The sequence below is a fragment of the Prosthecomicrobium sp. N25 genome (genome assembly GCF_037203705.1).
Taxonomy (GTDB): Bacteria; Pseudomonadota; Alphaproteobacteria; order Rhizobiales; family Ancalomicrobiaceae; genus Prosthecodimorpha.
Map to the genome: position 1 here is coordinate 796,163 of NZ_JBBCAT010000002.1, position 14,133 is coordinate 810,295.

Consider the following 14,133-nt stretch of genomic DNA (forward strand, 5'->3'; position numbering starts at 1 on the left):
GGGACGCGCCGGCGCGCGCCCGAGCCTCGAAAGGTCGCCATGTCCGTCTGCCAGCTGATCCCCTCCGCCCTCGCGGTCCTCGGCGCGAGCCTGCTGTCCGGCTGCTCGTCGGCGCCGGAGCCGCGCGCCACGCCGGCCTTCTACGATCGCCTCGACCAGACCGGTCAGGGCGTCGACCCGGCCTCCTCCCTCGGCATGCTCAACCAGTACCGCGCCAACCAGGGCGCGCGCGGCCTCGTCTGGGACCCGGCCCTCGCCCGGATCGCCCAGGAGCAGGCGAACCGCATGGCCAGCCTCGACCGGGTCCAGTCCAACGAGGAGGCCAAGATCGACACGCAGCTCAAGGCGGCCGGCGTGCCCTACCGCTCCTACGTGACCAACCTCTCGGCCGGCTACCGCACCTTCGCGGAGGCCTTCTCGGGCTGGCGCGAGCTGAAGGCCCACAACGCCAACATGATCAACCCCGCGGTCTCGCGCATCGGCCTCGCCACCGCGTCGGCGCCGGGCTCGAAGTACAAGATCTTCTGGGCGATGGTCCTCGTCGAGCCAATGTGAGGGCGACCCCGAAGCCCGTGCCAACCGCGGGTTGATGTCGGGGCGGCGCGTGCTATCTTTTCGGAGTGGGGAGCGGGCCGAAGCCCGCCCCTCTTTCTCATCGAGCGAATCGGACCCGGACGACAACTTGCCAGAGTGTCCGGGTCCTTTTCACCTCGATGCTGATGCCGCGTGGTATCCACCACATCGCCATCACGCCGAGTGGAGACGAGGCCGTCGCCGCGGTTCCGGGGGGCCCAACCTCCCGGATACGCCGTCTGGCCGGCGCGTCTGCTTCCGCCCCCATACCGTCACCATACGGGTAGGCGGCGGACCTGCAACCGATTGGTGTTTTCGGTTGCGATCCCGCCCGGGCGGCGGCTCTTCGTCACCGTTGTGGCAGTGCAGCATCGAGCCTATCCTCCGCGTCCCTGAAGCTCCCGGGAGCGCGCCCTTGCTCGAGAAGCGGCCGACCTACGAAGAGACCTACCGGGATTTCCGCTGGCGGATCCCCTCGGCCTACAACATCGCGGTGGATGCCTGCGACCGGTGGGCCGATACCGATCCCGACCGGCTGGCGATCCTGAACCGGCGCGCCGACGGGGCGAGCGAGACCTGGAGCTACCGCCGGCTGTCGCTCGCCTCGAACCGCTTCGCCAACGTGCTCGCCGCGCAAGGCATCGGGCGCGGAGACCGGGTGGGGATCCTGCTGCCGCAGTCGCCCGAGACGGTGGTGGCCCATTTCGGCACCTACAAGGTGGCCGGCGTCGCCCTGCCGCTCGCGGTCCTGTTCGGCGTCGAGGCGCTGACCTACCGGCTGCAGAACGCGGGCGCCAAGGCGGTCGTCACCAACGCGGCCGGGCTCGCCAAGCTCGTCGAGATCCGCGATCGGCTGCCGGACCTGAAGATCGTCTTCAACATCGAGGGCGGCGGCCCGGCCGGGGTGGTGGACTTCCACCAGGCGCTGGCCGAGGCCTCCTCGCAGGTCGCCCCGGCGGTGACCGGCCCGGACGATCCCGCCATGATGATCTACACGTCCGGCACGACGGGGCCGCCGAAGGGGGCGTTGCACGGCCATCGGGTCCTGCTCGGCCATCTGCCCGGCTTCCAGTTCGCGCAAGAGTTCTTCCCGGTCCCGGGCGACTTCATGTGGACGCCGGCCGACTGGGCCTGGGCGGGCGGGCTCCTCAACGCGCTGCTCCCGTCGCTCACCTTCGGGGTGCCGGTGCTCGCCTACAAGTTCGAGAAGTTCGATCCCGAGCTCGCCTTCTGGCTCATGGCCCACTACGGCATCCGCAACGCCTTCGTGCCGCCGACGGCGCTGAAGATGCTGCGCAGCGTCGACAACCCGCGCGGCCGCTTCGACCTGAAGCTCCGCACGCTCGGCTCGGCCGGCGAGGCGCTCGGCTCGGAGACCTACGAGTGGGCGAAGTCCGCCCTCGACCTGACCGTCAACGAGTTCTACGGCCAGACCGAGTGCAACATCGTGCTGGCCTCCTGCGCCATGCTGGGCGTGAGCCGCCCCGGCGCGATTGGCAAGGCGGCGCCCGGCCACGAGGTCGCGATCATCGACGAATCTGGCGTGCCGCTCGCCCCCGGCATCCTGGGACAGATCGCCGTGAAGCGGCCCGACCCGGTGATGTTCCTGGAGTACTGGGACCGGCCGGAGGCCACGGAGGAAAAATTCATCGGCGACTGGATGACCACAGGTGACCAGGGGATCATGGACGACGAAGGCTACGTCTTCTTCGTCGGGCGCGACGACGACGTCATCACCTCGTCGGGCTACCGCATCGGCCCCGCCGAGATCGAGGACTGCCTCGCCGGCCACCCCGCGGTGGCGCTCGCCGCCGTGGTCGGCAAGCCCGACCCGCTCCGGACCGAGATCGTGAAGGCCTATGTGCGCCTGGCGCCGGGCGTCAACGGTTCGCCCGACCTCGCCGACGAGATCCGCGCCTTCGTGCGCAACCGCCTGTCCGCCCACGAATATCCGCGCGAGATCGCCTTCGTGTCGGAGATCCCGCTGACCACCTCGGGCAAGGTCATCCGCCGCTTCTTCCGCCAGAAGGCGCAGGCGGAGGCGGCCGAGGAACAGGCCCGGAAGAACTGGGAGTGAGCGCGGCCGCGCCGGGCGCCGGTCAGGCCGCGGCACCACTCAATGCCCGCTCGGCGTCCTGATCCTCGCCAGGAGGTCGTCCAGGTTGCGGTCCCGCCGCGGCCCGGGGGCGGGATCGTCGTCGGACGCCTCGTCGGCGCCGCGGTAGGGGGTCTGCCCGTCCTCGAAGCCGTCGGTGTCCGTGCCGTCGGTGTCCGTGCCGTCCGTGTCCGTGCCGGCAGGGTCGACGGGCGCCGCGGCGGGCGCGATCGCGTGCACGGTCTCCTCGATGGCGGCGCCGGCCGCCTCCGCGGCCCGGGCGGTGTCGGACGGCGGCTCCGGGTCGGCCGGCCCGCCGGCGGCCCGGAGCCCGCCGACGATCCAGGCGCCGACCATCGAGCGTTCCGCGTCCGCAAGGACCAGGTCCGCGTTGGCGGCGAGGAACAGGGCCTGACGGCGGAACGCCTTGGCGAGCGTCCCCGGCGTGTCGGTCGGCAGGAACTCGTGGCCGCTCAGCATCAGCCCCTTGACCACGAAGGCGACCGCTTGCGGCCGGAGCTTCAGCCCGGCATCGGCGAGCTGCCGGATGACGGCGTTCACGGTGCGGTTCAGGCTGAAGCCGCGGCTGGACACCTCGGCTGCGAGCACGCGGAAGAGGGCCGCGTAGACGTCGGGCGCGAAGGCGGGCACGTTCGTCGCCGCCGCGATCCGCCGGACGAGGGGTTCCATGGCCTCGGGCATGCGCGGGAGGCGTCCGGCCGGGCCCTCGCCGCCGGCCTCCTCGCGGGGCATGCGCCGCCGGTCGGCACGCCGCATGCCGTTCGCCCCCGGCGGGCGCTGGCCGGGCTCGAAGGCGACGGGCCTGGATCCGGCCTCCGCGGCGGAGGCGGACTCGCCTTCCCCGGCTCCTGCCGGCCCTTCGGCGCCGAGCGGAATGACGGCGTCGGCGCGGGTGTTGTCCGGGCGTGGGGCATCCGTTTGTGCGGCCGCATCGGCCCGCGGGCGGCCGGGGGCGTCGTCGGCGCGTCCCTGCTCGGCGGCCTCGGCGCGCCCCTCGAGGGCCGGGTCCGGCCGGCGCTCGGCGCGCAGGCTGCCGAGCCGCTCGGCCGCCTCCTCCTCGTCCTCGCCGACGGTCAGGTCGAGGAGCCGCTCCTCGGTGATCATGCCGTCGCAGAGCGCCTTGTAGGCGGGGGCCGTGACGGCGTTGGAGTAGATCACGCTCCGCCGGTCGTAGGCCCTCAGCCGCGTCAGCACGGGCGTGAAGTCCGCGTCACCGGACAGGATGATGAACTCGTCGAAGCGGGTCTCGTGCCGCATGGCGTCGATCATGTCGACGACCATGTAGATGTCGGCGGAATTCTTGCCCTTGCCGGTCAGCGGTGGGCAGTCGACGATCTGGAAGCCGGACCGCGTGAACCAGCCGCGGAAGTAGCGCATGACGGCCGGGTTGGCGTAGCAGCGGCGCATCAGGATCCGCCGCCGGATCGGGCCCTCCCCGTCGCCCTCCTCGATGAGGGTCCCGGATTCGATCGCGTCGAGCCAGCTCTGCGGGTCGTTGGCGAAGGCCTTGGCGGCCTCCTTGTCGGCGCTCTGCAGCGAGAAGAAGACATTGTCGAAATCGACGAAGAGCACGGAGCGCAGAATATCGGCCATGACGGTCCCTGGTCGCCGAGAACGACGACGACTCTAGCAAAGCCCGAGCCTCCCGTCCCGCCGGCTCGGCAGCCGGACATCCGTTTGCGGCCGGCCGGGAAACGCGGCATAGGAGGCGATGTCCCGCCGGCGCGCGGGCCTGTTCCGGAGAGACCACCCCGATGACGTCCCGCGGCTCCGCCACCCTCGTCGGCCTGTCGGCGATCGCCATGTGGTCGCTGCTCGGCCTCATGGCGGCGGCGGCCGGCGCCGTGCCGCCCTTCCTGATGAACGCGCTCGCCTTCGGCATCTCGGGCGTGGGCGCGACGCTGGCCCTGGCGCTCACCGGCCGCCTGTCGGCGCTGCGGCAGCCGCTGAAGGTGTGGATCTTCGGAACGGCCGGGCTCTTCGGCTTCCACTTCTTCTACTTCACCTCGCTGCAGCACGCGCCCAAGGTCGAGGCCAATCTCGTCAACTACGCGTGGCCTCTGCTGATCGTGCTCTTCTCGGGCCTCCTGCCCGGCGAGCGCCTGCGCTGGCACCACGTCGCCGGCGCCGGCCTGGGCCTGGCCGGCGCGGCGCTGATCGTGACCGGCGGGCGCGGGCTGGCGGTCGACCCGGCGCATGCCTGGGGATACGGGGCGGCGGTGGCGTCCGCGCTCATCTGGTCGAGCTATTCGGTGCTGTCGCGCCGGCTCGGCGCGGTGCCGACGGCGGCCGTCGCGGGCTTCTGCCTCGCAACGGCGGTCCTGTCCGGCCTCTGCCACCTGGCGCTCGAGGAGACCCGCTGGCCCGACGGCCCGACCGCCTGGACGGCCCTCGTCGGCCTCGGCCTCTTCCCCGTCGGCCTCGCCTTCTTCGCCTGGGACGTCGGGGTCAAGCGGGGCAACATCCAGGTGCTGGGTGCCGCGAGCTACCTGTCGCCGCTGTTCTCGACCGTCTTCCTGATCCTCGCCGGCTTCGGGCGCTTCACGCCGGCGATCGTGGTCGCGGCCGCCATGATCACCGGCGGGGCGCTGCTCGCCTCCAAGGACGTCCTCCTGAAGCCCCGGGCCGCGCCGGAGCCGGCCTGACCGTCAGGCGCGGGAGGGCCGGGGCGTCGGACGCCAGTCCGGCGGGGCCATCTCGAAGCCGGCGAAGTCGAAGCCGGGCGCGACCGTGCAGCCGACGAGGGTCCAGGACCCGAGGCTCTCGGCCGCCTGCCAGGCGTGCCGCGGGACGACCGCCTGCGGCCTCTGCCCGGCGGCGAGGTCCGGACCGAGCACGTGGGCCGCCGCGTCGTGGCCGTTCTCCGACACGGTCAGCACCAGCGGCGCGCCGGCGTGCCAGTGCCAGATCTCGACGGCGTCGACCCGGTGCCAGGCCGAGACCTCGCCGGCGGCGAGCAGGAAGTAGATGGCGGTCGAATGCGCCCGGCCGCCGGCCGGCTCGGCGTCCCGGAAGGTCTCGCGGTAGTGGCCGCCCTCCGGGTGGGGCTTCAGGTCGAGGAGGCGGACGACCTCGGCGGCGGTCAGGTCGCGCATGCTCATCCCCGGAACTCGTTCTTGCGCCGCCTCACCTCCGCGAAGACCGCGGCAGGATCCGCGCCCGCCATGCCGACGGCCGCCGCGACGGCCGGGTCGTCGGCGCGCAGGAAGGGGTTGGTCTCGATCTCGCGCCCGATCGTCGTGGGCAAGGTCGGCAGGCCCTCGGCCCGCAGCCGCTCGACCTCCTTCATGCGCTCGGCGAGCGCGGCATTGGCGGGGTCGACCGTCAGGGCGAAGCGGCCGTTGGCGAGGGTGTACTCGTGGCCGCAGTAGACCTCCGTCTGGGGCGGGAGCGCGCGGAGCTTCTTCAGGGAGGCCCACATGTCGTCCATGGTGCCCTCGATCACGCGGCCGCAGCCGAGCGCGAAGAGGGTATCCCCCACGAAGGCCGCGTTCGCGTCGGGCACCACGTAGGCGATGTGGCCCGCCGTGTGGCCGGGCGTGTCCAGGACCCGGACCTCGTGGGTCGAGAAGGCGAGCCGGTCGCCCTCGCCGACCGGCACGTCGAGGCCGGGGATCTTCTCAGCTTCGGCCCGGGGCCCCACGACCCGCACGCCGAAGCGCGCCTTCAGGGCCGGCAGGCCGCCCACGTGGTCGTGGTGGTGATGGGTGACCAGGACGTCGGTCAGGCGCCAACCCGTCTCGTCGAGGACGCGCAGGATCGCCGCTTCCTCGGGAGCGTCGATGGAGGCCGTGGCGCCGGTGGCCGGATCGTGCAGGAGAACGCCGAAATTGTCGGACAGGCAGCCGAACTGATAGATCTGAAGCCGGGACAAGAGAGACCTCCATGTTGAGGTGTTCGTCCTTGCCTAACACCCTCGTGCGATGCTGGCCACGGGGGACCCCGCGGAACGGCCGGAGACCGCATGTACCTGGACGTCGTCGATCTCAGGAACTTCTACGGCGAGCCGCTCGGCCGGAGCGTGCGGGCCGTGCTCGGCGCGCGGCTCAGGGGCATGTGGCCGAAGGTGACCGGCGACCGGCTCATGGGCCTCGGTCACGCGACGCCCTACCTGCGCCCGTTCAAGGACGAGGCCGACAGGGTGATCGGCTTCATGCCGGCCCAGATGGGCGTCGTGAACTGGCCGTCCGAAGGGCCGTCCGCTACCGCGCTCGTGCACGAGCAGGACCTGCCCCTGCCGGACTCCTCCATCGACCGCGCGGTGCTGATCCACTGCCTGGAGATGGCCGACAAGCCGGTCGACGTCCTGCGCGAGGTCTGGCGCGTGCTCGCGCCCGGCGGGCGCCTGATCGCCGTCGTGCCGTCGCGCAGCGGGGTCTGGGCGCGGCTGGAGACCACCCCCTTCGGCTACGGCCGGCCGTTCTCGCGCGGCCAGATCGACAAGCTCCTCAAGGACACCCTGTTCTCCCCGATCGACTGGCGCGGCGCCCTCTATGCGCCGCCGTTCCAGCGCCGCTTCCTGATCCGCTCCGCGCCGGCCATGGAACGGCTCGGGGCGCGCTTCTGGCCCGCCCTGTCGGGCGTCATCCTGGTCGAGGCCACCAAGCAGCTCTACCAAGGGCTGCCGGCGCGGGCCCGTGTCCGCGACCGCCGCCCGGTATTCCAGCCTGTCCTGGTCCCGCAAGCGTAGAATTATTGTCCGAAGGAATGCTTATTTTCCCGCCGTTGCTCCTGCTCGCCGGTGCGCCAAAGCGCTTTGGTGAGCAACTCACAGTAATTTTGACGATGAAATATAATTCTTTGCATTTAATTGGTGTTAAGGGTCTCCAGAGACGCTGCGTCACACAAGAGCTTTCAGAAGCCGGGGGAACCACATGTCTCTTTTTTTCAGGTCATCCGAACTCCGCGACAAGTTCGCCGCGCTCGACCGGTCCCAGGCCATGATCGAGTTCGAGCCGGACGGAACCGTCGTCCACGCGAACGCGAACTTCCTCTCTGCGCTCGGCTACAGCCTTCCGGAGATCAAGGGCCAGCATCATTCCATGTTCGTGGAGCCGGCCGAACGCGACTCGGCGGGATACCGGCAGTTCTGGGACCGGCTGCGCCGGGGCGAGTTCCAGATGGCCGAGTACAAGCGCATCGGCAAGGGCGGCAAGGAGATCTGGATCCAGGCCTCTTACAACCCCGTGACGAATGCGAGCGGCAAGGTCTATTGCGTCTTCAAGATCGCCACCGACATCACGGCTCTGAAGCTGAGGAACGCCGACAACGAGGGACAGATCAACGCGATCAACAAGTCGCAGGGTGTGATTCACTTCAACCTGGACGGCACCGTCCTCGATGCGAACCAGAACTTCCTGGCGGTGCTCGGCTATACCCTCGACGAGATCAAGGGCAAGCATCACTCGATGTTCGTCGACCCGACCTACCGCCATTCCGCCGAGTACCAGCGCTTCTGGGAAGCGCTGCGGCGCGGCGAGTTTCAGGCCGACGAGTTCAAGCGTTTCGGCCGCGGCGGCAAGGAGATCTGGATCCAGGCCACCTACAACCCGATCTCGGACGCCTCGGGGCGGATCTTCAAGGTGACGAAGTTCGCCACCGACGTTACCAGCGTGGTGCTGGAGCGGCAGCGCCGCGGCACGGCCCAGAAGTCGATCGACGCCGACCTCGGCCGGGTCGCCGACGCGGTCGCCGAGGCGACCCGCCAGGCGACGGGCGCCGCCAGTGCGGCGACGCAGACTCAGGCAAACGTGCAGGCGGTGGCTTCCGGCGCCGAGGAACTCGCGGCCTCGGTGGAGGAGATCAGCCGGCAGGTCGCGGTCGCGCGCCAGATCTCGACGGATGCCGTCCGTCAGGCGGACCATACGAACGGGATCGTGGCCGGACTGACGACCGCCGCCCAGAAGATCGGCGCGGTCATCGACCTCATCAACAACATCGCGGGCCAGACCAACCTGCTCGCCCTCAACGCCACCATCGAGGCGGCGCGGGCCGGGGAGGCGGGCCGCGGCTTCGCTGTGGTGGCCTCGGAGGTCAAGAACCTCGCCACGCAGACCTCCAAGGCGACCGAGGAGATCAGCGGCCAGATCGACGCCGTCCAGGGCTCGACCCGCGACGCCGCCACGGCCATCACGGGCATCGCCGAGACCATCGCCAAGATCAGCGAGATCTCGTCCGGCATAGCGGCGGCGGTGGAGGAGCAGACCGCGGTGACGCGCGACATGTCGGAGAACATGCAGACCGCCTCCAAGGGCGTCGACATGATCGCCAACAACATGAAGACGATCGCGCAGCAGACGGAGCTGGTCGACTCGGCCGCCCGCAAGGTCCGCGAGGACAGCCGCGCCATCGCGTGAGGGCTACCCCGGCGGCGCCGGGCCGGCGCCATCCCGGTTCGGCCGGACGGGGTAGAACCTTCGGACACGGGGAACGGGGCGGCGGGCGCGAGGGGGCGTCCGCCGCCCTGCTCGTTTCCTGCGCGGGTCCGAGGGGCTCAGCCGCGCCGCAGCACGAACACGCCCTGTTCGCCGAAGAGGTTCCAGAACCACCAGGGCGCACTGATCGACATCTTCTGGCCGCCGGCGTTGAGCGCCACGGCCTTCTCCATGACGGCGTTGACCTCCGGCTCCTTGGTCAGCTCGACGAAGTCGCGGATCGTGCAGAAATGGATGTTGGGCGTGTCGTACCAGCTGTAGGGCAGGTCCTCGGTGACCGGCATGCGGCCCCGGAAAAGGATCTGCGAGCGGAGCCGCCAGTATCCGAAGTTCGGGAAGGAGACGATCGCCCTCCGGCCGATGCGCAGGAGGTGCTGCAGGACCTGCTTCGGCCGCTCCGTCGCCTGCAGGGTCTGGGACAGGATCACGTAGTCGAAGGCGTTGTCCGGGTAGTAGACGAGGTCGGTGTCGGCATCGCCCTGAACGACCGACAGGCCGCGGGCCACCGCCTCGTTGACGCCCTTCTGGCTGAGCTCAATGCCTCGCCCGTCGACGCCGCGGGTCCGCCCCAGGAGCTCCAGGAGTGCGCCGTCGCCGCAGCCGACGTCGAGCACGCGCGAGCCGGGCGCCACCAATTCGGCGACGACCCGGAGGTCGACGCGCGCCTCCGACCCGGTCCCGACCGGGACGGCGCCCTGCGGAAGGGGATCGAGCCGCGTCATGCGAGCCCCCGGGCGCGCGCCGCGCTGTCGACGAAGCCGCGCAGGATGGCAAAGAGCTCCGGCTCGTCGAGCAGGAAGGCGTCGTGGCCACGGTCGGTGACGATCTCCGCAAAGGAGACGGACGCGCCCGCGGCGTTGAGGGCGTGCACGACGGCCCGGCTCTCCGCCGTCGGGAACAGCCAGTCGGAGGTGAAGGAGACCACGCAGAAGCGCGTCCGCGTGCCCCGGAAGGCCTCCGCGAGCCGGCCGCCGTGGCTCGCCCCGATGTCGAAATAGTCCATCGCGCGGGTCACGTAGAGGTAGGAATTGGCGTCGAAGCGGTCGACGAAGGAGAGGCCCTGGTGGCGCAGGTAGCTCTCGATCTGGAAGTCCGCGTCGAAGCCGAAGGTCAGCCGCTCGCGGTCCTGCAGACGCCGGCCGAACTTCGAGTGCAGCGACATTTCCGACATGTAGGTGATGTGCGCCGCCATGCGGGCGACCGCGAGGCCCTTGCGGGGGCTGGTGCCCTCCTCCAGGTAGCGGCCGCGGCGCCAGTCGGGGTCGGCCATGATGGCCTGCCGGCCGACCTCGTGGAAGGCGATGTTCTGCGAGGAGTGCCGGGCCCCCGCCGCGATCGGCGCCGCCGCGAAGACGCGCTCCGGGTAGGAGGCCGCCCATTCGAGCACCTGCATGCCGCCCATGGAGCCGCCGATGACCAGGAAGAGGCTCTCGATCCCGAGGTGGTCGATCAGCGCCGCCTGGGAGCGGACCATGTCGGGGATGGTGACCACCGGCAGGTCGAGGCCGTAGGGCCTGCCCGTCGCCGGGTTGGCCGAGGCCGGGCCCGTCGTGCCCATGCAGCCGCCGAGCACGTTGGCGCAGATCACGAAGAAGCGATCGGTGTCGATCGGCAGGCCGGGGCCGACCATCAGGTCCCACCAGCCGGACTTGCCGGTCACCGGATGGATGTTGTGGACGTGCTGATCCCCGGTCAGGGCGTGGCAGATCAGGACCGCGTTGGACTTGTCCGCGTTGAGCGTGCCGTAGGTCTGGTAGGCGATCTGCCAGGGCGCGAGGCTGTGGCCGGAATCGAGCTTCAGCGCCCCCTCCGGCCCGAAGCGGACGACCTGGCTGTCGGGCGCGTCGGTCTGCCGGAGGCGGGTCGCCTCGACGGCATCGTCGATCGCCTGGAGTTCCCCGGTGCCCATGGTCCGCCTGTCCGCTTGGCCGTCCCTGCCCGCGGCACGCCGCCGGGCGGGGCGATCAGGTATTCGCCGCCGTCCTGCCGTGTCAACGTTTTCTTTGATTTCATGGCCCCGCTTGCCTATGAAGGACGCCCGTCGGCCCCAGCTTTCCCGGTCCCGTGCCATGTCCTCCCCGCCTCCGGAAACCCAGGACCTCGCCGAGAGGCTCGGTCAGCTCCGGGCCGAGATCGACCGCATCGACGAGGAGATGCACCGGCTCCTCGTGGCCCGCAGCGCCATCATCGACGAGCTCATCAAGGCCAAGCGCACCAACGTCACGGGCGCGGCCTTCCGGCCCGCGCGCGAGGCCGACATGATGCGGCGGCTGGTCGGCCGACATCGGGGCATCCTGCCGATCGTGCCGCTCGAGCACATCTGGCGGGAGATCGTCTCGACCTTCACGTTCCTGCAGGCCCACTACGAGGTCCACATGGACGGCGGGCGCGACCCGGTCGCCATGCGCGACCTCGCGCGCTTCTACTGCGGCTTCACGGTCCCGGCCCACATGTGCCCGGGTCCCGACGAGGTGATCGAGGCCGTGGCGGCCTCCGTGTCCGACCTCGGCATCATCCGGCTGTCGCAGCCGAGCTGGGTCGGCCCCTGGTGGACGCGGCTCGGCGGCAAGGGCCCGCGGATCATCACCCGGCTCCCCTACATCGACATGCCGGGGCGGGTCGCCGGCCTGCCCGCGCTCCTGATCTCCAATCCGATCAGCGAGCCGGTCGCCCCCGAGGTCGACATCCTCGCCTTCCCGGGCGTGGGCGACCGCGACCCGGCCGCGAGCCTCGGTGAGGCCGGCGTCGAGCTCCTGGCGCGCCACGACGACGGCCCGCGTGCCGAGTTCCTCGTCGCCGCTCCGTCCCCGCTCGACCGCGCGATCATCCGGGAGGCCTTCGCGAAGGCCGGCGTGGAGGTGCGCGAGCCGACCGTCGTCGGCGGCTACCCGGCCCCGATCCGCCTTGCCACCCCCGCCTGACCGGGACCCCGTCCGAGATCCGAAGCGAGACCCGCCCATGACGACTGTTGCCGACCGTCCGATCCCGCGCCCCGGCGTCCTCGACATCGCCCCCTATGTTCCGGGCAAGTCCAAGGCGAGCGGCGGCGCCAAGCTCTACAAGCTCTCCTCCAACGAGAGTCCGTTCGGGGCGAGCCCGAAGGCGATCGAGGCCTACCGGGCCTGTGCGGGCGGCCTCGAGTTCTATCCGGACGGCGCCGCGACCGCGCTGCGCGAGGCGATCGCCCGCCAGTACGGCCTGGCCGCCGACCGCATCCTGTGCAGCGCCGGGTCCGACGAGGCCCTGAACCTGATCGCCCATGCCTATGTGGGCCCGGGCGACGAGGCGATCTATTCGGAGCACGGTTTCCTGGTCTACCCGATCGCCGTGACGGCGGCCGGGGGCAAGCCGATCGCCGTCAAGGAGAAGACCCTGACGGCCGACGTCGACGCCATGCTGGCGGCCGTCACCGAGCGCACCCGGGTCGTGTTCCTGGCCAACCCGAACAATCCGACCGGCACCTACCTGCCCTTCGACGAGGTCAAGCGGCTGCATCGGGGCCTGCCGGCGCGGGTGCTCCTGGTGCTCGACGCCGCCTATGCGGAATACGTGCGTCGGAACGACTACGAGAGCGGCATCGAGCTCGTCTCGAGCTCGGAAAACGTCGTCATGTGCCGGACCTTCTCGAAGATCTACGGGCTGGCGGGGCTCCGGCTCGGCTGGACCTACGGGCCGGCCGCGGTGATCGACGCCCTGAACCGCATCCGCGGGCCCTTCAACGTCTCGGTCCCGGCGATCGCGGCCGGCGTCGCGGCCATCGAGGACCGGGACTTCGTGGCCCGCGCGGCCGAGCACAACGAGGCGGCGCTGCCGGCGCTCGCCGAGCGGCTCGCCGGGCTCGGCCTCACGGTCACGCCCTCGGTCGGCAACTTCATCCTGGTCCACTTCCCCGAGCAGGCGGGCCGGCGGGCGCCGGACGCGGACGCCTTCCTGCAGTCGCGCGGCGTCGTTGTCAGGCGGATGGACGCCTACGGGCTGCCGAACGCCCTGCGCATCACGATCGGCGACGCGGAGGCGAACGAGATGGTCGCCTCGACCCTTGCGGAGTTCATGAAGTGACCTCGTCCACCCCGGTCTTCCGCCGCCTGGCCCTCATCGGCATCGGTCTCATCGGCGGATCCATCGCCCGCGTGGCGCGCCGCGACGGGATCGCCGGCGAGATCGTGATCTCGACCCGCCGCCGCGAGACGCTGGACCGGGCCGCCGAGCTCGGGCTCGGCGACGCCTACACGGCCGACATGGCGGAGGCGGTGAGCGGGGCGGACTGCGTGATCGTCTCGGTGCCGGTCGGCGCCTCGGGCGCGGTCGCGGCCGCCATCGCGGGAAGCCTGAAGCCGGGGGCCATCGTGTCCGACGTCGGCTCGGTGAAGTCCGACGTGGTCCGGCAGATGCAGCCGCACCTGCCCGCCCACGTGCATTTCGTGCCGGCACACCCGGTCGCCGGCACGGAGCATTCGGGGCCGGACGCCGGCTTCCCCGAACTCTTCCGCAATCGCTGGTGCATCCTGACGCCGCCGCCCGGCACCGACCCGGCGGCGGTGGACACGCTCGCACGGTTCTGGCGCGCCTGCGGGTCGAAGGTCGAGTTCATGACCCCGGAGCACCATGACATGGTGCTGGCGATCACGAGCCACATCCCGCACCTGATCGCCTACAACATCGTCGGCACGGCCGCGCACCTGGAGCAGGTGACCGCCTCGGAGGTGATCAAGTTCTCGGCCGGCGGCTTCCGCGACTTCACCCGTATCGCCGCGTCGGACCCGACCATGTGGCGGGACGTGTTCCTGCACAACAAGGAGGCGGTGCTGGAGATGCTCGGCCGCTTCATCGAGGACCTCTTCGCGCTGCAGCGGTCGATCCGCTTCGGGGACGGGGACGCCCTCTTCGAGCTCTTCACCAAGACCCGGGCCATCCGCCGGGGCATCATCGACGTCGGCCAGGACACGGCGGCCCCGGACTTCGGCCGCCAGACGGCCGAGAAGCAGGGCTAGGCGGATCATCGTCCCGGCG

Annotated in this window: 13 protein-coding genes; 8 read left to right on the forward strand and 5 right to left on the reverse strand. The window is 70.8% G+C overall.

What is annotated here, in order from left to right; genetic code table 11:
• Positions 1–39 precede the first annotated feature (39 nt).
• Both WBG79_RS18550 and WBG79_RS18555 read left to right on the forward strand, forming a co-directional pair.
• Positions 40–555, forward strand: a complete 516-nt coding sequence (locus WBG79_RS18550; RefSeq protein ID WP_337358666.1) for a CAP domain-containing protein — start codon at positions 40–42, stop codon at positions 553–555.
• A 433-nt stretch (positions 556–988) separates the two neighbouring features.
• A complete protein-coding gene (locus WBG79_RS18555; RefSeq protein WP_337358667.1) occupies positions 989–2,650 on the forward strand; it encodes an AMP-binding protein in 1,662 nt (553 codons plus the stop codon).
• Positions 2,651–2,689: 39 nt separating this feature from the next.
• Here WBG79_RS18555 and WBG79_RS18560 read toward each other — a convergent pair whose 3' ends face one another.
• Positions 2,690–4,282: an NYN domain-containing protein gene (locus tag WBG79_RS18560; protein ID WP_337358668.1), complete on the reverse strand. Its 1,593-nt coding sequence runs from the start codon at positions 4,280–4,282 to the stop codon at positions 2,690–2,692.
• 161 nt (positions 4,283–4,443) lie between these two features.
• Here WBG79_RS18560 and yddG point away from each other — a divergent pair, with 161 nt between their 5' ends.
• Entirely contained in the window at positions 4,444–5,334 is an 891-nt protein-coding gene (gene yddG, locus WBG79_RS18565) for an aromatic amino acid exporter YddG (protein WP_337358669.1), read from the forward strand.
• A gap of 3 nt (positions 5,335–5,337) precedes the next feature.
• On the opposite strand, the gene WBG79_RS18570 is transcribed toward yddG, so the two are convergent.
• Both WBG79_RS18570 and gloB read right to left on the reverse strand, forming a co-directional pair.
• A complete protein-coding gene (locus tag WBG79_RS18570; protein WP_443147482.1) occupies positions 5,338–5,790 on the reverse strand; it encodes a cupin domain-containing protein in 453 nt (150 codons plus the stop codon).
• The gene (gloB, locus tag WBG79_RS18575; RefSeq protein ID WP_337358670.1) at positions 5,787–6,563 is read right to left on the reverse strand and encodes a hydroxyacylglutathione hydrolase; all 777 of its coding nucleotides are present in this window, start codon (positions 6,561–6,563) and stop codon (positions 5,787–5,789) included. The genes WBG79_RS18570 and gloB overlap by 4 nt, the downstream gene beginning before the upstream one ends.
• Positions 6,564–6,653: 90 nt before the next feature.
• On the opposite strand from gloB, the gene WBG79_RS18580 reads away from it, so the two are divergent.
• Together WBG79_RS18580 and WBG79_RS18585 are read left to right on the forward strand one after the other, a co-directional pair.
• Positions 6,654–7,379: a class I SAM-dependent methyltransferase gene (locus WBG79_RS18580; RefSeq protein WP_337358671.1), complete on the forward strand. Its 726-nt coding sequence runs from the start codon at positions 6,654–6,656 to the stop codon at positions 7,377–7,379.
• Positions 7,380–7,563: 184 nt separating this feature from the next.
• On the forward strand, positions 7,564–9,045 hold the full coding sequence (locus tag WBG79_RS18585) for a methyl-accepting chemotaxis protein (protein ID WP_337358672.1): 1,482 nt from the start codon (positions 7,564–7,566) through the stop codon (positions 9,043–9,045).
• Positions 9,046–9,182: 137 nt separating this feature from the next.
• Here WBG79_RS18585 and metW read toward each other — a convergent pair whose 3' ends face one another.
• Complete coding sequence (metW, locus tag WBG79_RS18590; protein WP_337358673.1) at positions 9,183–9,845, reverse strand: methionine biosynthesis protein MetW; 663 nt, start codon at positions 9,843–9,845, stop codon at positions 9,183–9,185.
• Positions 9,842–11,032: a homoserine O-acetyltransferase MetX gene (metX, locus tag WBG79_RS18595; RefSeq protein WP_337358674.1), complete on the reverse strand. Its 1,191-nt coding sequence runs from the start codon at positions 11,030–11,032 to the stop codon at positions 9,842–9,844. Before metX ends, metW begins: the two co-directional genes overlap by 4 nt.
• 160 nt (positions 11,033–11,192) lie before the next feature.
• On the opposite strand from metX, the gene WBG79_RS18600 reads away from it, so the two are divergent.
• From WBG79_RS18600 to WBG79_RS18610, 3 genes are read left to right on the forward strand one after another with little or no spacing between them, the layout of a single operon-like run.
• Positions 11,193–12,044, forward strand: a complete 852-nt coding sequence (locus WBG79_RS18600; protein WP_337358675.1) for a chorismate mutase — start codon at positions 11,193–11,195, stop codon at positions 12,042–12,044.
• Positions 12,045–12,081: 37 nt separating this feature from the next.
• Entirely contained in the window at positions 12,082–13,182 is a 1,101-nt protein-coding gene (hisC, locus tag WBG79_RS18605) for a histidinol-phosphate transaminase (RefSeq protein WP_337358676.1), read from the forward strand.
• The gene (locus WBG79_RS18610; RefSeq protein WP_337358677.1) at positions 13,179–14,114 is read left to right on the forward strand and encodes a prephenate/arogenate dehydrogenase family protein; all 936 of its coding nucleotides are present in this window, start codon (positions 13,179–13,181) and stop codon (positions 14,112–14,114) included. The genes hisC and WBG79_RS18610 overlap by 4 nt, the downstream gene beginning before the upstream one ends.
• Positions 14,115–14,133: the final 19 nt, after the last annotated feature.